This window comes from Fretibacter rubidus (assembly GCF_041429785.1).
In the GTDB taxonomy this organism is placed as follows: Bacteria; Pseudomonadota; Alphaproteobacteria; order Caulobacterales; family Maricaulaceae; genus Fretibacter; species Fretibacter rubidus.
This window is the reverse complement of the sequence record NZ_CP163423.1, coordinates 2,032,203-2,051,969: the sequence shown is the minus strand read 5'-3', so window position 1 is coordinate 2,051,969 and position 19,767 is coordinate 2,032,203. Positions and strand designations below refer to the sequence as shown.

The window sequence follows — 19,767 nt, the reverse complement described above, 5'->3', positions numbered from 1 at the left end:
AGCGCGCAGCGTGTTTATTGTACGTCATGAAAAGATGGCGGATATTGGCGGCCATAATCACGGTTTTGGGCTTCGCAGTCGCGAATGTCTATTATTGGCATAGTGTTGTTACACCAAAAGAAACGCGGCTGAAATTTCATCAGTCTTATGTGGCCGCTCGCAATGACATGTCCAAATCCATTGAAGATATGGAGGGTGCAATCGGCACTCTCGACACCCTCAATACAAAGCACCTAACGCGGTGCGAACACATTACCGTTCACAATATCAAAGCCCAATATCGCCGCTCTATTGATAAAAAGAGCTCCAAAATAACCGCGACGTCACACGCTATGCAAAGGCGGGCCGAACGCTATCTGGGCTATACGCCGACGCTGGCTGAATTACGCGATATTGGCGAAATTGAATTTGCTGAGGTTCAGGCGAAGCTGAACCGGTTGCAGCAACGGTTGGTCGATCAAGGCTCTGATAAGACGCTGCATGATATTGCCATGCGTCCAGCGGCCCGCACAGATGACCCTTCGCGCGTGACAGAGGTCTATGACGCGTTAATAAGGCGGGCGGAGCGTGATTTGCGGGGCCAGTTTTATGACTACGGCCTCCCTAGTGGCGTCGCCAAAGCGTCCGATGCACCGCATAGATGGTCTGCGCCAGCGTCTTATCAGCGCAAGGATAATACCTTGATTGCCTATCCCAATGACGGCGTATTTAATCTGGACGTCGCCGCTTTTATCAGCGTTCATGAGATTTTCCCAGGGCATCACTTAGACCTGAAAAATGATAAAGACAGCAAGCTTTGCGATGATTTTAGCACGCGTTCTGGGTTTACCTATCTATTAGAGGGCTGGGTAACCTATACGGAATTTGTTGCCGATGAAGAGGGGTTCTTTGACGCACCAGAACATAAACTTGCGTGGCTCGACTACCGCCTCATTCGGGCGATGCGGATATTGCTGGATGTTGAGCGCGCAGAGATGGGGTTAACCGATAAAACGCATTTACAAAAAGTTTGGCAGGGGCGCATGCCGCCGCGGCTCTGGGGCTATTTTGAACGCGAATATGCGCGGCTGACAGCGTCTCAGCATCAACATTTGGGCTATCTCCTTGGATACCAAGCGATCATGGACGCTAAAAAAAACCTTCAAGCTGATTTGGGCGAGCGTTTTGATCACAGGGCATTTCATGATGCGCTGCTACGACTCGATCACCGGGAGCTTGGGGCTCTCTATGATACGCTTAAGATTGCGATGGATATGACGGGTGAAGACTCTTAGTGAGATTTACATTTCACATTAATTATAAAGATATAAGAATTTTTTTATATACTTGTTAATCCGGCTTTGTTAACCATAGCCTATGGACAGAATTGCAAATGCTTTGAAAGTGCTTGGCCATCCGGAACGGCTTCGGATTTTGGCTCTTTTAGCGCGTGGTGAGTTAACCGTCTCTGAACTCACGCAAATATTGGGTCTGTCGCAACCGCGCGTGACGCAATATATCAATTCGCTGGAAAGTGCGGCCATTATTGAACGATTGAAAGAGGGGAGTTGGGTGTTCTCGCGCTTGCGGCGGGGCAATGCCGCTGTGACCGCGCTTGTTGCCACGACGCTGAACGCGCTACCTGTGGATGACAAGACGCTGCTATCTGATCGCCGCCGCCTGGAAGATGTTAGGGCTGAGCGCGCTAAAGCCGCCGAGAGTTTCTTTGCGTCTGTCGCCAACGATACGGGGCAACTCGGCGATGAATATTTGCCGCAATCCGACATAGAAACCGCTATGCGCGCAATGGCAGGCGACGGGCCGTTTGATTATATGGTCGACCTAGGCACAGGCACGGGCCGTGTTTTGGATGTGTTCTCTGACCGTATCGCGCGTGGGTCGGGTATTGATAATAATACCGATATGCTGAAAGTCGCGCGGCATAAACTCGCCAGTGCGGGACATGACCATATTTCGGTTCGCCAAGGGGATTTGCATGTCACGCCATTGGACGCAAACTGCGCAGATCTCGTGACATTGCACCAAGTGTTGCATTATTTGGATGACCCTTATGAGGCGATATCGGAAGCCGCGCGAATTTTGTCACCCGGCGGGCGGTTGCTTATCATTGATTTTGAAGCCCATGATTTAGAAGCCTTTCGCAAGGATTACGCCCACCGCCGTTTGGGGTTCCAAGACACAGATATTGCGGGCTGGGCGCGCGAGGTGGGCCTCACCGTTGAAACTGTAAAAACCATTAAAGGCGTCTCCCACGGACGCCCAAATGTGAAAATCTGGTGCGCCGTTAAATCTGCGCCCCTTAACAAAGGACATCACCATGTCAGCGCTTAATGTAAAACCCCCTCATAGCCTTGGTCCTGTTGCGCGCACGGCGGGGGCGGATACACGTGACCTTCGCGTGTCTTATGAATTTTTCCCACCCAAAAACGAGGCCATGGAAACCGCGCTCTGGGATAGTATCGCCAAATTGCAGCCGCTTAACCCTGATTTTGTCTCTGTCACATATGGGGCGGGCGGCTCGACGCGTGAACGTACCCACCGCACGGTTAAACGCATGGTGCGGGAAACCAATTTCAAACCCGCCGCCCATTTAACCTGTGTCGGGTCAACGAAAGACGAGATTGAACAAATCGCGGATGCCTATTGGGGCGCAGGTGTGCGGCATATTGTGGCCCTGCGTGGGGACGCGCCCGACGGCATTGATAAGGCCTACACACCGACACCCGGTGGCTATGCTTATGGGTCTGATTTAGTTGAAGGTCTGCGTAAAGCCCATGATTTTGAAGTGTCTGTCTCTGCTTATCCAGAACTTCATCCTGAGAGCGGATCATGGGACGCGGAAATTGATAACCTAAAGCGCAAAGTCGATGCGGGTGCGACGCGCGCCATCACGCAATTTTTCTTTGAACCCGATACGTTTTTATCTTTCCAAGACCGCGTCGCCGATGCGGGTATTGATATCCCCATCGTGCCGGGCCTGATGCTGCAACCCAATTTCAAAGGCTTGCAACGTATGTCAAAAATGTGCGGCGTAAATGTGCCGTCTTGGTATGCAGGTCTGTTTGACGGCCTTGATAAAGACCCGCTAGCGCGCCAGCTTTTGACTGCTAGCCTTGTCGGCGAATTAACCGCAGAACTGCACGAGCGCGGCGTTACGCATTTTCATCTTTATACCCTGAATAAAGCCGACCTTGCTATAGCGGTCAGCCGTGTTTTAGGCCTTCATAACCGTAAAAAAGAGAGCGCATAATGTCTCCCCAATCCGATACCGTGTGGACCCACATCACAGAGTCTATCAAAAACCGCATCGTTATTTTGGACGGCGCGATGGGCACTATGCTGCAAAAGCAAAAACTGACCGAGGACGATTTTCGCGGTACGCGTTTTGCGGATTGGCCCAGCCCGCTAAAGGGTAATAACGACTTGCTTGTTTTGACCAAACCCACCGCTGTTGAGGCCGTGCATCATGCATTTCTCGCCGCGGGTGCTGATTTGATTGAAACCAATAGCTTTAATGCCACAACCATTTCACAAGCCGATTACGATATGTCCGATTTGGCGTCTGAAATCGCGCGGGCGTCTGCCAAAGTCGCGCGCAAATGTGCCGATGAATGGACGGCTAAAACACCCGACAAGCCCCGTGCTGTGTTGGGGTCTATTGGCCCGATGAATAAGACACTCTCGATTTCGCCCAAGGTCGAAGACCCCGGCTTTCGCGACGTGACATTCGATGAGGTTGTCGAGAGCTATAAAGGCCAAGTCCGCGCCCAAGTCGATTTGGTCGATGCTGTCTTGATTGAAACGGTTTTTGATACGCTCAATTGCAAGGCGGCCATCGCCGCTGTGCGCGCTGTGTTTGACGAGGTCGGTTATGAAAAACCAATCTTGATTTCGGGCACGATCACCGACCGCTCTGGTCGGACGTTATCAGGGCAAACGGCCGAAGCCTTTTGGCTGTCGATTGCTCACGCGAAACCCTTTGCGGTGGGGCTCAATTGTGCGCTTGGCGCGGATGAAATGCGGCCCCATATTGCGGCGTTATCCAAAGTCGCAGATACGCATATTTTGGCCTTTCCTAATGCGGGACTGCCCAATGCCTTTGGTGAATATGACGAAACACCCGCCGATATGGCGGGTCAGATCGCGCCATGGGTGGACAGCCGCCTTGTCAATATCCTGGGCGGATGCTGCGGGACCACGCCCGACCATATCAAAGCCATCGCCGATATGGCCGCAGAGGGGCAAGCCCGCACAGTGCCAACTATCGCGCCCACATTACGACTATCAGGCCTAGAGCCATTTCAAATCGCGGTATAGCCATGACTAACACAACACAATTTATCAATGTTGGGGAACGCACGAATGTTGCGGGCTCGGCGAAATTCAAACGTCTGATTAAAAACGGCAAGTTTGAAGAGGCGCTGGCCGTGGCGCGCCAGCAAGTCGAAAACGGCGCGCAAATCATTGATGTGAATATGGATGACGGGCTGATTGACGGCGAGGCGGCGATGGTGCGCTTTCTGCAACTCATGGCGGGGGAGCCGGATATTGCGCGCGTTCCCGTGATGATTGATAGCTCTAAATTTCACATCATTGAGGCGGGCCTTAAATGCGTGCAGGGCAAAGCGGTGGTGAACTCTATTTCTATGAAAGAGGGCGAAGAGGAATTTCTGCGCCATGCTAAAATCGTGCGTGACCTCGGCGCGGCAACGGTCGTTATGGCCTTTGACGAGCAAGGCCAAGCGGAAACAGCCGATCATAAATACGAGATTTGCGAACGCGCTTATAACCTTCTGGTCGGCATTGGTTTTCCACCTGAAGACATTATTTTTGATCCTAATATTTTTGCCGTGGCGACAGGGATTGAAGAGCATAATGATTATGCCGTTGCGTTCTTTGATGCCTGTAAACGCATCAAAGCCAATCTGCCCCATGCGCGCATTTCGGGCGGGCTTTCAAATGTGTCATTCTCATTTCGCGGCAATGAGCCGCTGCGTGAGGCGATGCATAGCGTGTTTCTTTATCACGCCATTCCGGCGGGGCTTGATATGGCAATTGTTAATGCGGGCCAGTTGACGATTTATGACGATATCCCCGATGAGCTGCGCGAGCGGGTCGAGGACGTGATTTTAAACCGTCGTCCTGACGCGACCGACCGTTTGCTGGATGTGGCCGAAAAATACCGCGGCGACGGCAAAGGCAAGGCCCAAGTCGTTGATCTTGAATGGCGCAAACAATCCGTTGAAAAACGGCTAGAACATGCCTTGGTGCGCGGCATTACAGATTTCATTATTGAGGATACCGAAGAAGCCCGCGCCAAAGCTGACCGTCCGCTCCACGTTATCGAAGGGCCGCTCATGGACGGTATGAATGTGGTCGGTGATTTGTTCGGCTCTGGTAAAATGTTCCTTCCGCAAGTCGTGAAATCTGCGCGCGTTATGAAGGCCTCTGTTGCCCATCTTCTGCCCTATATGGAAGAAGAGAAAAAGACGCTCGGCACAGAGGGGCAATCCAACGGCAAAGTCCTGATGGCGACCGTCAAAGGGGACGTGCATGATATTGGCAAAAATATCGTCGGTGTTGTGCTGCAATGTAACGGCTATGACGTTGTTGATTTGGGCGTCATGGTGCCGTGCGATAAAATCTTGACGGCTGCCAAGGAGCATAAGGTTGATATGATTGGCTTGTCTGGCCTGATCACGCCGTCACTGGACGAAATGGTGTATGTCGGCGAAGAAATGCAGCGCGAAGGCTTTGATATTCCGCTGCTGATCGGCGGCGCCACGACGTCTAAAACCCATACGGCGGTGAAGATTGAACCTGCCTATAAAGCGGGGCCAACGGTTTACGTGACGGACGCGTCGCGCGCTGTCGGCGTGGTGAGCCAGCTGCTTGGTGATGAGAAGCAAAGCTATATTGACGATATTGCCAAAGACTATGTCCGCGCCCGTGACAGCCACCTTAAAGGCCAACAAAAGAAAGAACGGCTAACCCTGAAAGAGGCGCAAGCCAATGCCTATGCGCCCAATTTCGAGGGTTATACCCCGCCAAAGCCCACATTTATTGGCACGAAAAACTTTGTGAATTATGACCTTGCGAAACTGCGTGATTTCATCGACTGGACGCCGTTTTTTGCGACATGGGAGCTTAAAGGTCGTTATCCTGCAATCTTAGAGAATGAGCGCTACGGCGAAGTCGCGCGGGATTTATTCCGTGATGCCAATGCCATGCTCGATAAAATGATTGAGCAGAAATGGACAGAGGCGCGCGCGGTCATTGGCTTTTGGCCCGCTGCGCGTGACGGTGATGATGTGCGTGTCTTTACTGACGAGAGCCGCAGCGAAACGCTGGCGACCTTCCATGGCCTTCGGCAGCAAATCTCCAAAGGGGCAGGGGGCAGGGCCAATTTCTGTATCTCTGATTTCTGCGCCACTCAAGACGATTATATTGGCGCGTTTTGCGTCACCACAGGCATTGGCGAAGAAGACCACGCGGCCAATTTCAAAGCCGCGGGCGATGATTATAATGCGATTTTATTCCAAGCGCTGACCGACCGTCTGGCCGAAGCCTTTGCGGAACATATGCATAAACGGGTGCGCCGTGAATTTTGGGGTTACGCCCCTGACGAGACCTTTATGGGCGATGACTTAATTGCTGAAAAATATGATGGTATCCGCCCCGCTCCTGGCTATCCCGCCCAACCTGATCACACTGAAAAGGCGACATTGTTTCGTGTGTTAAACGCAACGGAAGCGGCGGGGGTGACCCTGACGCAAAGCTTTGCCATGCATCCCGCCAGTTCCGTCTCGGGTCTTTATTTCAGTCATCCAGATTCGGTATATTTCGGCGTCGGTAAAATTGAAAAAGACCAGGTCGAAGATTACGCCCGCCGCAAAGATATGGACTTAGCGGATGTCGAACGCTGGCTTGCCCCGATTTTAAATTATAAATAAATACGCCGTCATAGGCGACCCTGTGTCGGCTATCCATGTGTTGCTTGACGGTCCCGCACCCTTTTCGCTTTGCGCCTTTACCTAATCAGCCTATAGCGTCCTCATGGAAAAACTTGCCCCCGCCCATCTCGCAAAGGCCAAACAGGCCGCTGCAATTTTAAATGATACGGCCAAGGGCTTACCTTTGTTAAGGTCGATGAATTGGGATGACCGTTGGCGCAAAAAATTCCTCGACACAGGGGCTTTGCCGCGTCCGAAATATTCCAGAGTCGATACAACCCATGTTCATGAAGCCGTGGCCTCTGCACGGGCGTTGCTGGACGGTGACCACCCCGTAACAGAGTTCGTGCGACGTTTCAGCGGGACGTTAGAAGAGATGGGCGGCTTATTACAAAGTCGCGGAACAGCGCAATTTCTCAATCATTCAAAGGCCCTGTTTGGGGAACCCACCCAATTTATGATCGACCGTAAAACACGCGTGTTGGACTTGGCGCGTCATATGGATGCATCCCTTGATGGGTTGGATTTTGACCATCTGGTCATGGAGGGATGCCAAGCTGAATTTGGCGGCGTTGAGTTTGCAAAGCGCCTGCGCCCGCATTTGAAATACCATTTCGGCGAAGATGCGCCGCGCGTCGAGGTCAGACCCAACTTATCAGCCAAAGCCTTGGCGGGGCGGACCCGTATTCGGGTGAAATCATCCGCCGTGTTTGGCGCGCGTGATGTTGATCAGCTGTTGCAGCATGAAGCGCTTGTGCATGTCGCAACAGGATTAAACGGGGCCGCGCAAGAGGGCTTTCCGTTTCTGGCGCGCGCCCATGCGGGGACGACTGAGATCCAAGAAGGCTTGGCTGTGTTTGCTGAAATTATCAGCGGCGCGATGGACCCCGACCGTTTCCGTCGTTTAGGAGACCGCGTTTTGGCTATTCAAATGTGTCTGGACGGTGCAGATTTTAAAGAGGTTTTCGATTTCTATGTCCCGCGTAGCCATAGTCGCGAAGAAGCGTTTGAAAACACACGCCGTATTTTCAGGGGCGGTGTGATTACCGGCGGCGCCCCGTTCACCAAAGACATGGTCTATCTAAACGGGCTTTTGCGGGTGCATAATTATATGCGTAGTGTCGTGAAATTGGGCCGCGCAGATTTAATCCGAATTTTATGGTCGGGTAAATTGGACCTCCAAGACGTGCCTGCTTTGGCATATCTGGCCGAACATGGGGAATTGACCGTGCCGAAATATATGCCGCCCTGGGTACAGGATTTGCGCTTCCTCGTGTCCTATCTCGCCTATTCCAGCTTTCTTAATCAGGTGAAAATGCCTGGCTTTTCCAGCCATTACGAAGACGCCTTAAAAGATGTGCCTGTGATTTGGAATTTCACACAAGTCTATCACTAGCTCTCGCGGCGGCTCAGGAAGGCTAAGCGCTCAAACAGATGCACATCCTGCTCATTCTTAAGCAGCGCACCATGCAGCGGCGGTATCATCTTTTTCGGGTCGGCTTCTTTTAAGGTCTCCGGATCAATATCTTCAACCAGAAGCAATTTCAGCCAATCCAAAAGTTCGCTCGTGCTGGGCTTTTTCTTTAGGCCCGGCATGGACCGCACATCATAAAAGCGTTTCATCGCCGCTGATAGCAGGCGCGGCTTAATACCCGGGAAGTGGACTTCGACGATTTTCGCCATAGTCTCGTCGTCGGGGAATTGAATATAATGGAAAAAACACCGGCGCAAAAACGCATCGGGTAAGTCTTTCTCATTATTGGATGTGATGATGATAATCGGACGCTGTTTGGCTGTGATGGTCTCGCCTGTCTCGTAAACAAAGAACGCCATTTTATCGAGCTCATGCAACAAGTCGTTTGGAAATTCGATATCGGCTTTGTCAATTTCGTCAATCAACAAAATTGGGCGCTGCTCTGATGTGAAAGCCTCCCAGACTTTGCCGCGCTTGATATAATTGCTGATGTCGTGAACGCGGTCATCGCCTAGCTGGCTATCGCGTAGGCGGGCCACCGCGTCATATTCATACAGCCCTTGTTGGGCTTTGGTCGTGGATTTGATGTTCCATTCCAGCAGCGGCGCGCCCAGCCCTTTGGCGATTTCGTGGGCCAGCACAGTTTTACCCGTTCCCGGTTCGCCCTTGATCAAAAGCGGGCGTTCTAATGTGATAGCGGCATTAACCGCCATCATCAAATCACCAGTCGCGACGTAGTCTTTTGTGCCTTCAAATTTCATCATCATATCCTTTTTATCTCGCGCCCTATCTAGGGGTAGCGCCGTGCGGGTTCAAGCAAATATCCACAAGCTTTATACGCGCGGGAAACCAATCGCAGTTTGACCTATTGTCGTGAGGCCAAAGCCGCTGTATAGCGCCCCAAAATCAGACCCACAAAAGTGAGTCGGTTTGGGGATAATTGGGAGTTTATAATGACTGCTGCGAAAAAGACTGAAAGCGTGAAAATCCCTGAGGGCTATCAGCCATCAGACGAAGACGAAAAATTCATGAACCCGATTATGTCGGCTTATTTCCGTAAAATTCTGACGGATTGGAGAGATGACGTCGCGCGGCAAACGGCCGAGACGATTGAGTATCTTAAGGGTGAAAATGTGTCCCATCCCGACCCAGCGGATACGGCGGCGGCCAATGCAGACCGTCAACTTGAACTGCGCACCCGTGATCGTCTGCGTAAGCTGACCAATAAAATCGACAAAGCCATTCGCCGCATCGATAACGGCACTTATGGTTATTGTGAGGAGACGGGCGACCCCATCCGTGTTCGCCGCCTAGAAGCGCGCCCTGTCGCGACATTGTCTATTGAGGCCCAAGAAATGCACGAACGCGGAGAGCGAGTGCGCGCGGGCTAGGCCTTTCTCGGCGAATGCGGCAGTCTTTAGGCTATCATTAGACAACTAGGCCCATTGGGGCTGTGTGTCGCAACGGGTTAAATTTACCATTGCCTCTTTTTGTGCTATGCTACGCGCAAGGAGAAAGACAATGCGACACGTAATTGCCCTATGGAGCCTTGCGATAGCGACACTTATTTTAACGGCTTGCGCGACCCCGAGACAGCTTAAAGCAGAGGTATCGACCCCATCGAAAACTGTGACAGCGCTACAAAAAGATACGCGCATGGGCGAGCAAATTGACAGGGTGTGTAATCTTGAAGTCGCTGCCACGCTTGACGTGACGCGCATTGCTCAGAAAACGGCGCTGCTATCTGCGGGGCGTGACAGTGATTATGTTGTGGCCTTTCAAGGCAATTGTGAACAGCTTGGGCGTACCCGTCACGTCACATTACAATCACGCTCGCGCTGCCTGCGCGATAATGATGTTGTTCTTGTTGCGCGAACAGATTTCTTTCTGCCCAATGGCAATTACTTTCCCGCCGAGCGCTGCTTGATTGATGAAATATATCAATGGGATGCAAAGGCGCAATAAGCCACGCGCAGTTTCTGCATGGTGGCATCCGGCGGGCGAGTACGGGGAACTTTTTGCGGGCCTAGGCCGTTCACCATAGGCTAACCACTGATTAAAGGCGTGAATATGAAATATGTTATCCTCAGTCTCACCACCCTATCGGCCACGTTCCTACTGGCATCTTGCGCCACCACTGCCAGTGATGAACCGCGCGGCATTGCGGCCTTTGAGGGTGATGCTCGCCTCGGCCAGCAGGTCGATAAAATTTGCTTTGAGCGTAATATCGACGGCTTTTCAAACAACACCAAAGACACCGTCGTGCTTAGTACAGGGCCGAGCCGGGACTATATTGTCTCAGTGCGCGGGATTTGCAGTAATCTGCCATTTGCACAATCGATTGGCCTCTCACCCCGTACATCTTGTCTGCGTGAAAACGACTTTATCATCGTGTCCGAATCCGCCTTTACGCTCAATGACCGTAGCGGCATCGGCCCCGACAGATGCTATATTGATGAGATATATGAGTGGGACGTAAGGGCAGAGGCAACGGACGTTGACAAGCCAGAGTAACTTTTCGAGGCTCCCGCTTTCGCGGGAGACACGTATATATAATTGCGGGATTAGAAACCCGGGTCCCCCGCAAAGGCGGGCCTCTTGAGTCTTATGTTTCTACCTAAATTCTCGTCATCACCGCCCGTGTGGCGGTGATCCATGCGTTACGCTGTTAACGCAACATTGTTGAAAAGCGACATATGGATAGCCGACACAAGGTCGGCTATGACAATATTGACTTACCCTTGGCTTTTCACCCACGTATTCACGCGGTCTTCCAAAATATTTAGCGGGACAGGGCCAGAGGCGAGGACGACATCGTGAAATGCGCCGAGATCAAATTTATCGCCCAAAGTCGCTTTGGCTTCTTCGCGGAGTTCTAAGATTTTGATCATCCCGATTTTATAGGCTGTGGCTTGGCCCGGCATCACGATGTAACGCTCAATGGCTTTGATACAGTCCCCTTCGGGATTGGGCGTATTGGTCGTGAGGTATTCAATCGCCTTTTCACGAGACCAGCGTTTGTCATGCAAGCCCGTATCGACGACCAGCCGTGCAGCGCGCCATAATTCCATCGCAAGGCGACCAAAATCAGAATAAGGGTCAGCATAAAAACCCATTTCCTTAGGCAGATATTCTGAATACAGACCCCAGCCTTCGGTATAGGCGGTCACCCGGCCATATTTACGAAAGGACGGTACGCCTTCAAGCTCTTGCGCGATAGACAGCTGCATATGGTGACCCGGCACACCTTCATGATAGGCCAGTGCCTCCATTTGGTATTTCGGCATATCATTCATATCATAAAGATTGGCGTAATAACGCCCCGGGCGAGAGCCGTCTTGGGCGGGACGATTGTAAAAGGCTTTGCCAGCTGACTTTTCGCGAAACGCCTCAACTGCAACAACTTCCAGTCCCGCCTTTGGCATTGTGTTAAACACCTCTGGCAGACGATCATACATGACATCAATCATGCGTGTGGCCTCTGCTAAATAGGCCGCTTTGCCAGCCTCAGTATTGGGATAGACGAATTGCTCGTCAGTTCGCATAAACTCAAAGAAGTCCTGCAGGTCGCCTTCAAACTCAACCGCGGTCATAATATCACGCATTTCGCCGTGGATGCGGTCAACTTCGGCCAGACCCAAATCGTGGATTTCAGACGCGGTCATATCTGTTGTTGTCATCATCTTTAGGCGGTTTGCGTAGTAATCCGCGCCATCAGGTAATTTCCATACACCATCATCCGTTGTGGTGCGCGCTTCTTGGCTTTCTAGCGTGGCAATCAGGTTTTCATAAGCAGGTCGCACGGATGTCAAAAGCGCGGTAATCGCATCCGTATAAAGCGCTTCCTGCTCGTCCTCTGGGAGGTCCAATTTTTTGACTTTGGTTTCAAAATCCGCCAGCAGCAGGTTCAGCTCGTCTGTTTCTTCAAAGGGCGCGCCTGTTAGGACATTTTTGCTGTCGCGAATAACGTGACCATAGACAAATTTGGGTGGCATGATGCCTTTTTCAGCCGCCTGTTCAGAGCGCGCAACCACCACGTCCAGCACGTCTTTTACGCCGTTAAGGCGGGCGATATAATTACGCGCGTCTTCAACGTTGTCGATACGGTGACGGTTTAACATAAATGTGGGAATACCGCTTTGGATGCCAAACATCTGATTAAAGGGGTAGCCATAATCATGATATTTATCACCATCGAGGCTATTATTCACATTGCGCTCAAACAAGCGGTAAGACAGCTGCGCGTCTTCTGATAACTTGTCAAAATCAAAGTTCTCTTTCATTTCGGCTAGGTTTTGACGTTCTTCGTCCAGCTGCTCTAGCTCAAAGGCACGGGTCGGGTCGTTCCACTCGTCCATACGTTCACGAATGCCCAGGGATGCCAGATATTCGGGATAATCGCGGACACCTTCTTGGAATTTTTCTTCAAACCAAGCGTTTAGACGCGCCGTCTCTGTCGCCATTTCAGCCTCGGTGACGGGGGCTTTGACAGGCTCGCTAGAGCAAGCGGTCAGTGTGCCGCCAAGCGCCAGAACTGAAGCTGTGATCATAATAAAGTGTTTCATACGTCTCTCCGTTTATTTTATATCGCCGACTATTTACTCAGCGTGTCTTGTGTCCACTCTTGCACTAATTCTTCCAAGACGGAAAGGGGCACAGAGCCATTGGCCAGCACAACATCGTGAAATTCGCGCACGTCAAAACGGTCGCCCAATGCGGCTTCGGCGCCCGCGCGCAGCTCTTCAATTTTTAGCATCCCAATTTTATAGGCGGTCGCTTGTCCGGGCCAAACAATGTAGCGGTCAATTTCGGCGCGCACGTCACCTTCGGGATTGGGGATGTTATCAAGATAATATTGCACGGCTTCCTCGCGCGTCCATTTCTTAGAATGAATACCCGTATCAACGACAAGGCGCGCCGCACGAAATATCTCCATCGATAGACGGCCAAAATCGGAATAAGGATCAGTATAAAGCCCCAGTTCTTTTGGCACGGCTTCGGCATAGAGCGCCCAGCCTTCAATATAGGCCGTATGCCCACCCAGCGTTCTAAATTTCGGCAGGCCGTCGAGCTCCATACCAATCGCGATTTGCATATGGTGGCCGGGAATACCTTCGTGATAAGCCAAAGCCTGCATGAGGTATTTGGGCTGATCCGCCACGACCTTCATATTGATATAATACGTCCCGGGACGAGAGCCGTCTAAGGCGGGTTGGTCGTAAAACGCGCCAAAGGCTGTGTCCTCGCGAAAGGCCTCGACCCGTTTGACAACCATATCGGCTTTGGGTTGTGTGATGAACAGGCTGTCCATGCGCCCTTTCATATCATCGATAATGGCGGTGGCGTCTGTAATATAGGCCTCTGCGCCCGCGTCAGTCTCTGGATAGACAAATTGCGGGTCCGTGCGCAGTAAGGTGTAAAAATTTTTCAGATCACCCTCAAATCCGACTTGGGTCATGATTTGGCGCATCTCGTCTTGGATGCGCGCGACCTCGGATAGGCCGATATTGTGAATTTCGTCAGCGGTCAGCTCTGTGGTCGTGTAATGCTTTAGTCGCGCTTGGTAATAGGCCTCACCATTGGGTAGTTTCCACGCCCCGTCATCATCTGTAGCGATAGCTGCGTGGCGGGCAAACATGTCAATCATATCGGTGTAAGCGGGCTCAACAGAGCGCAGCAGCGCGGCTTCGGCCTCTTTGACTAAATCATCCCGCACAGCCTCCGCGATGGTCAGCTTGCCGATTTTATCTTTGAAATCAGACAGCAGAGGGCTATCAGCTCCGCTATCATCAAAAGGCGCGCCTGTTATGACATTGCGGGCCGCTGGCGTGATTTTCCCGTAAACAAATTTAGGCAACACGACGCCTTTGGCTGCTTGCGCTTCGGCTTTTTCAATATAATGCCCCATATAGGCGCGCACACCGTCCAGCCGCGCGATATAGGCTTTGGCATCTAGCTCTGAGCTTATCTGGTGGAAATTAATCATGAAGGACGGCAAATCAGAATGCGGGCCAGACATATGCTGGAAGACATAGTCATGATCAGAATAAGCATGGCTTTCCAAATCGTCCTTGGCCGCAAATTCATACAGGCGGTACGACAACTTTGATTGCGCGTCCAGACGGTCAATATCAAAGCGCGCGCGCATATCTTTTAGCCACTGCTCTGTCAGCGCCGCGCCTTCGTCATCCGCCAGTTGCGAGCTATCGTCTAGCCGGTCTTGATTATCCTTTTGCCCCAGATAAGTCTGCATCATCGGGCTGCGTGCGAGCTGGTCATCAAAGCGCGCCGCGAACCAGTCGTTGAGCGCCTTGCTTTCTGATATAACCAGCTCGGCTTTGGACGCCTCTGACGCGCCTTTGGGGGTGCAACCAGACAGAAGCGTCGCCGCCGTCATAGCAGAAATTAAAAGGCGTGTTGTAAGTCGCATAAGACGTCCATAAGTGTCGTGATTAAACGCATAGTTTAACCAATATCATCCGCGTAGCAAGACAGCTCACAATACAGTCTGAATACCGCTTATTTTCTCGTTAAGTTTTCCCCGCAGCGGCGAATTTTTGGATTAGAGTCAGCCCATGGATGATGTGATTCGAAATAGCGCCGTCGGCGAAGGGGCAGACCCCTTGGCCCAAACGCCAAAATCATGGCGCGCCAGCGACTATGACGACGGCGCGAACCGCTCTCCTGGGCGCAGTGCTCTGTTCATTTTTTTGATGATTATACTCTGCGTACTTATCCTGGTCTGTGCCTATATCGCTGCCACGCAAGCCGTGACCTTAGGGTGGCCCGCGCTGCTCTTAGTTGCGGGTCTCGGCACAGCGGCTTTCATCGCGCTGTTAATGTCGGTCAGCATCTCGCGCGCCGAACGCGTTGCCCAAGCTGATATAGAGAGCAATATGGCGCAAGCCTTTGAGCGCTACACACGCGCTAGCTTGATTGTGCATAACGGCAAACCTGTGCGCGCCAATAGTGCCTATATGGCGCTGGCCCAAGACATGAATGCGCTGGGTATTAGCGGCGGTCCGCCCACCGTTGACCGCCTGTTTACCGCCCCGTCCGAGGAAGAGCAGCCCAAAGACACGGCCCCCGCTATTTTCCGCCTGTTTCATATGGATCCCGCGACAAGCTTTGCCGAGGAATTTATCGACACCATCGGCCCCGAAGGGCAGCATGTGCGCTACCGTATCCAAGTCACGGCGCTAACGTCCCATAACGGTCATTCGCAATTATGGCAGGTCATGGACACGGCGGACGAAAGCCTCGGCCAAGACGAAATACTGACCGATGCGCCTGTTGGTCTTTTTGCAGTGGAAATAGACGGTCGCGTCATTGCGATGAACCCTGTGCTAGAGCGCTGGTTGGGGGTAGAGCATGGCCTCCGTCCAGAATTTATGCGCGAATTTATCGAAAACCCGGAAGCAGTACTCGATAGCCCGCCAACGGCAGGGCGGATTATTCGTGCTGATACGCGGCTGATTACGATGCGCGGTCTGGTGTCGCCCACTGTCATGGTCGGCACATGGCGAGAGCTGGGCACAGGTCAGACCATTGCCTCTGTTGCGCTTTATGGTCATAGCTCTATGGGGGCACCGCGACCGTCGACGCCGCTGGTCGTGCCGCAAAAACCAGAGCATCTGACCCAAAGCGGTCCCGTGCCTATGCCCAATACAGTCACAGTCGGGGACAGCTTTAACGCCGCCCCGATTGGTATTTTAAAACTGTCAGGTGACACATTGGGGCGGGCGTCCATACTCTCGGCCAACCCCGCGTTTAGTGCCATGATGGCCGAATCAGGTAAGCCTGATTTCGATTGGCCGCCGGCTAAGTTTGAAGACATCTTTAGTGTCGATAAAGATGATCTCGATTTCCTCTCTGCACCTGTGCTGTCAGATTCAGGCGGGCTGTCTGAACGGTCTGTCGTCGAGACGACACTGGCGGGTGAGGGGGCCTTGCCTGTCAATGTCTATATCGTATCCGACCCTGCCACCCCGCAGACGGCCTGGGCCTATATTGTAGATATTTCGGCGCGAAAGCTGTTGGAAGATCAGCTCGTCCAAAGCCAGAAAATGCAAGCCATTGGCCAGTTAGCGGCCGGCGTCGCGCATGATTTTAATAATATTCTGACGATTATCCGCCTGAACGCTGATGATCTATTGGGGCGTCACCCCATTGGCGATCCGTCCTATCCTGAACTGCAAGAGATTAATTCCAATGTCTCTCGGGCGGCGGGCCTTGTTAAAAAACTACTCGCCTTCTCTCGCCAAGAAACGCGGCGCGCTGAACGTGTGGACGTGACGGAAACGCTGTCTGATATGGTTGTCACGCTAAAACAAACTATCGGCGAACGTGTGAAGCTTAATGTCATACATGGCCGCGCTCTACCGCCCATTTTGGCTGATAAAACGCAGATTGATAATATCCTTATGAACCTTTGTGTGAATGCGCGCGACGCTATGGCGGCATCGGGCGGGGGGACGATTACAATTAAATCCTCCGAAGTCACGGTTGATAAGCTCGGCAGTTCTGATCCTATTGATGCGTTGCGTGCGACCAAATCCAATCACTTTGTCCGTGTTGAAGTGTCAGACACGGGCACAGGTATGTCGGATGAGGTAAAAGCCAAAATTTTCGAGCCGTTCTTTACGACAAAAGATGTCGGCAAAGGCACAGGCCTCGGCCTTGCCACGGTTTACGGTATTGTGCAGCAATCGGGCGGTGTGCTGTCTGTTGATAGTGAGTTGGGTGTGGGCACGACATTCCGCCTTTATTTCCCTGTGCCAGATGCGGCTGATTTCCCCGAACCCGTTGTGGCAAAAGCCAGCACGAAGCGCGCACCAAAGCCGCCGTCTGATTTGGCAGGGCAGGGCACTATCCTCTTTGTTGAAGACGAAGATAGCGTCCGTATCATGGCCGCTAAAACCCTACGTCAGCGCGGCTATAACGTCATAGAGGCGTGCGACGGCGAAGAAGCCTATGAGCTTTTACAAGAGGGCACGGAGACCATTGATTTGATGATCTCAGATGTCGTGATGCCGGGTATGGACGGCCCGACATTACTGAAGAAAGGACGCGCGCTGCTCGGTGATGCGCGTATTGTCTTTATTTCGGGTTACGCGCAGGAAGAGTTCTCTGATTTGCTATCCGAGGAACCCGATGTGACCTTCCTGCCCAAGCCATTTACGCTTGTCCAGCTTGCTGAAAAGGTTAAATCAGAGATTGCGACAGGCGGAGAAAATGATGAGTATTTATAGGCTTAGCGGCTTAATGTTCCAATTTTGTTCTTTTTACTTGCGCATAGAGAACAAAAGTGGCACAAACGATTCACGGCAGTCCAATAACAGCCGGAATTTCAATGTGATGACCGAAGGGCTCCGGTTATCCTCGCTGGAGTTATATAATGGCCAGAAACTCAACACCATTAACTGTCGTGGGTAAAGCTTCCGATAAAAATAAATCTGCTGCGCTAGAGGCAGCCTTGGGTCAAATCGACCGCGCCTTTGGTAAAGGCTCTGTCATGAAATTGGGCGACAAAAGCGCGATGGATATCGCCTCTGTCTCGACAGGCTCAATTGGACTGGATATCGCCCTCGGCATAGGCGGCTTACCGCGTGGCCGTGTCATTGAAATTTACGGTCCTGAATCATCTGGTAAAACGACTTTGTCCTTGCACTGTGTCGCTGAAATCCAAAAAGAAGGCGGTGTTGCAGCCTTTATTGACGCCGAACATGCGCTTGACCCGACATATGCGGCCAAGCTTGGCGTTGACGTGAACGAGCTTTTGATCGCGCAGCCTGACACGGGTGAACAAGGTCTTGAAATTGCCGACACATTGGTGCGCTCTGGCGCGATTGATGTTTTGGTCATCGACTCTGTTGCGGCCCTAACGCCGCGTGCTGAGCTTGAAGGCGATATGGGTGATAGTTTGCCAGGATTGCAAGCGCGTCTGATGAGCCAAGCGCTGCGTAAGCTGACAGGGTCTATTTCCAAATCCGGCTGTATGGTTATTTTCATCAACCAAATTCGGATGAAAATCGGTGTCATGTATGGCTCGCCCGAGACGACAACGGGTGGTAATGCGCTGAAATTTTACTCGTCTGTGCGTCTTGATATTCGCCGTATTGGCGCGATTAAGCACCGCGACGAAGTGGTGGGTAACCAGACCCGTGTGAAAGTTGTGAAAAACAAAGTGGCCCCGCCTTTCCGCCAAGTCGAATTTGACATCATGTATGGCGAGGGGATCTCCAAAACGGGCGAGATTATCGATATGGGTGTTATGGCTGGCGTGATTGAAAAGTCAGGGAGCTGGTATAGCTACGGCGAAGAACGTATTGGGCAGGGTCGTGAAAACGTCCGCCAATTCCTTATCGCTAATCCAGATATTGCTGATGCGGTTGAACTTAAAATTCGCCAAGAAAAAGGCCTCATTGCGGATGAATTGCTTGTCCCCAAAGAAGAGCAAAATGACGATATCACGGATATTCCCGCGATTAAGGCGTAAAGCCCTATAGGTGTGAACACCTTTAAAGTTTCCTTCTGAACGGTAATCCGCTCTGCACACTTTTTCATAAAGAGTGTGCAGGGCGGGTTTCTTTTTGTGTGAGTGGAAATTGTCCCAAAAGTGTGGTGCGGGAAAAGATAGATACCCTGATCGTAAAATAAGCTATTATGAGATTACACACATTTGACTTAGGCTTCAGAGGTCATGACATGCAAGACTTTCTCGCTCAATTTGATGCTCTCCCAACGGGCTATTTTTACGCGCAGTATAATGGGGTTCGCTACGGCGTGACAAAATCACAAAATGATGATGGGCGGCAATCAAACCTTGTGGCGCGAGAGCTTGGGGGCACTGATTATATCAGCCTTAATCTTTACCGCCTGACATCGGGTGCGCGGCTTAAACCTTGCGAAATGCCAGCGCAAAAGGTCATTGATTTCGTTATGGGATTAACGCGTGATGATGCTTAATGCTAAACTTTAACCCTCAGAGCTTTGCGTCCAAACGCCAAGTTCATTGCCGCTAGGATCGGTAAAATGAAACCGCCGCCCGCCAGGAAAATCAAAGGCTGGCACAGAAATAACGCCGCCTGCTGCTTTCACAGCCTGCTCGCTCGCGAGTAAATCATCAGAGTGTAAAATCACTAACACGCCCTGTTTTGACGGGCCTCGCGCACCGGCATCGGCGTCAAACCCACCATCAACACCTGCGCCTATTATCGCGGCGTAGCGTGGCCCGTAATCAATATATTCCCATCCAAACGCCTGGGTGTAGAATGCTTTCATGGCGGCCATATCGGTAGTTGGCAGCTCAATATAATTAAAGTGGTGATGTGTGCTCAT

General features: G+C 51.8%; 14 protein-coding genes and 1 pseudogene. 11 read left to right on the top strand and 4 right to left on the bottom strand.

The features are described from left to right. Positions 1–26 precede the first annotated feature (26 nt). The 5 genes and pseudogenes from AB6B37_RS09515 to AB6B37_RS09495 all read left to right on the top strand — a co-directional run bounded on the left by AB6B37_RS09515 (position 27) and on the right by AB6B37_RS09495 (position 8,349). Entirely contained in the window at positions 27–1,274 is a 1,248-nt protein-coding gene (locus AB6B37_RS09515; protein WP_371395538.1) for a DUF885 family protein, read from the top strand. Positions 1,275–1,356: 82 nt separating this feature from the next. After that, entirely contained in the window at positions 1,357–2,331 is a 975-nt protein-coding gene (locus AB6B37_RS09510; protein WP_371395537.1) for an ArsR/SmtB family transcription factor, read from the top strand. Beyond that, positions 2,318–3,250 carry a methylenetetrahydrofolate reductase [NAD(P)H] gene (gene metF / locus AB6B37_RS09505; protein ID WP_371395536.1) on the top strand — a complete coding sequence of 311 codons (933 nt, stop codon included), beginning with the start codon at positions 2,318–2,320 and terminating at the stop codon, positions 3,248–3,250. Before AB6B37_RS09510 ends, metF begins: the two co-directional genes overlap by 14 nt. Next, positions 3,250–6,953: pseudogene (metH, locus tag AB6B37_RS09500) on the top strand (methionine synthase). Before metF ends, metH begins: the two are co-directional and overlap by 1 nt. 103 nt (positions 6,954–7,056) lie before the next feature. Next, positions 7,057–8,349 (top strand): flavohemoglobin expression-modulating QEGLA motif protein, encoded by a 1,293-nt coding sequence (locus AB6B37_RS09495; protein WP_371395535.1) that lies wholly within the window; start codon positions 7,057–7,059, stop codon positions 8,347–8,349. Here the strand turns inward: AB6B37_RS09495 and AB6B37_RS09490 are convergent. Next, entirely contained in the window at positions 8,346–9,194 is an 849-nt protein-coding gene (locus AB6B37_RS09490; protein WP_371395534.1) for an AAA family ATPase, read from the bottom strand. The two genes, AB6B37_RS09495 and AB6B37_RS09490, sit on opposite strands and share 4 nt — an antisense overlap. 186 nt (positions 9,195–9,380) lie before the next feature. Between AB6B37_RS09490 and dksA the strand changes: the two genes are divergently transcribed. From dksA to AB6B37_RS09475, 3 genes are all read left to right on the top strand, one after another. Further along, positions 9,381–9,818, top strand: a complete 438-nt coding sequence (gene dksA / locus AB6B37_RS09485) for an RNA polymerase-binding protein DksA (protein WP_371395533.1) — start codon at positions 9,381–9,383, stop codon at positions 9,816–9,818. 130 nt (positions 9,819–9,948) lie between these two features. Next, complete coding sequence (locus tag AB6B37_RS09480; protein WP_371395532.1) at positions 9,949–10,392, top strand: DUF6491 family protein; 444 nt, start codon at positions 9,949–9,951, stop codon at positions 10,390–10,392. 105 nt (positions 10,393–10,497) lie between these two features. After that, positions 10,498–10,941, top strand: coding sequence for a DUF6491 family protein (locus tag AB6B37_RS09475; protein WP_371395531.1), 444 nt, complete (start codon positions 10,498–10,500; stop codon positions 10,939–10,941). 221 nt (positions 10,942–11,162) lie between these two features. Here AB6B37_RS09475 and AB6B37_RS09470 read toward each other — a convergent pair whose 3' ends face one another. Then, complete coding sequence (locus AB6B37_RS09470) at positions 11,163–12,992, bottom strand: DUF885 family protein (RefSeq protein ID WP_371395530.1); 1,830 nt, start codon at positions 12,990–12,992, stop codon at positions 11,163–11,165. Positions 12,993–13,021: 29 nt separating this feature from the next. Continuing rightward, positions 13,022–14,857 carry a DUF885 family protein gene (locus AB6B37_RS09465; protein WP_371395529.1) on the bottom strand — a complete coding sequence of 612 codons (1,836 nt, stop codon included), beginning with the start codon at positions 14,855–14,857 and terminating at the stop codon, positions 13,022–13,024. Between the two features lie 145 nt (positions 14,858–15,002). On the opposite strand from AB6B37_RS09465, the gene AB6B37_RS09460 reads away from it, so the two are divergent. The 3 genes from AB6B37_RS09460 to AB6B37_RS09450 all read left to right on the top strand — a co-directional run bounded on the left by AB6B37_RS09460 (position 15,003) and on the right by AB6B37_RS09450 (position 19,395). Further along, entirely contained in the window at positions 15,003–17,678 is a 2,676-nt protein-coding gene (locus AB6B37_RS09460) for an ATP-binding protein (RefSeq protein WP_371395528.1), read from the top strand. Positions 17,679–17,824: 146 nt separating this feature from the next. Beyond that, positions 17,825–18,925, top strand: coding sequence for a recombinase RecA (gene recA, locus AB6B37_RS09455; protein ID WP_371395527.1), 1,101 nt, complete (start codon positions 17,825–17,827; stop codon positions 18,923–18,925). Positions 18,926–19,092: 167 nt separating this feature from the next. Then, positions 19,093–19,395: a hypothetical protein gene (locus tag AB6B37_RS09450; protein WP_371395526.1), complete on the top strand. Its 303-nt coding sequence runs from the start codon at positions 19,093–19,095 to the stop codon at positions 19,393–19,395. Between the two features lie 9 nt (positions 19,396–19,404). Here the strand turns inward: AB6B37_RS09450 and AB6B37_RS09445 are convergent, their stop codons facing one another. Next, a complete protein-coding gene (locus AB6B37_RS09445; RefSeq protein WP_371395525.1) occupies positions 19,405–19,767 on the bottom strand; it encodes a VOC family protein in 363 nt (120 codons plus the stop codon).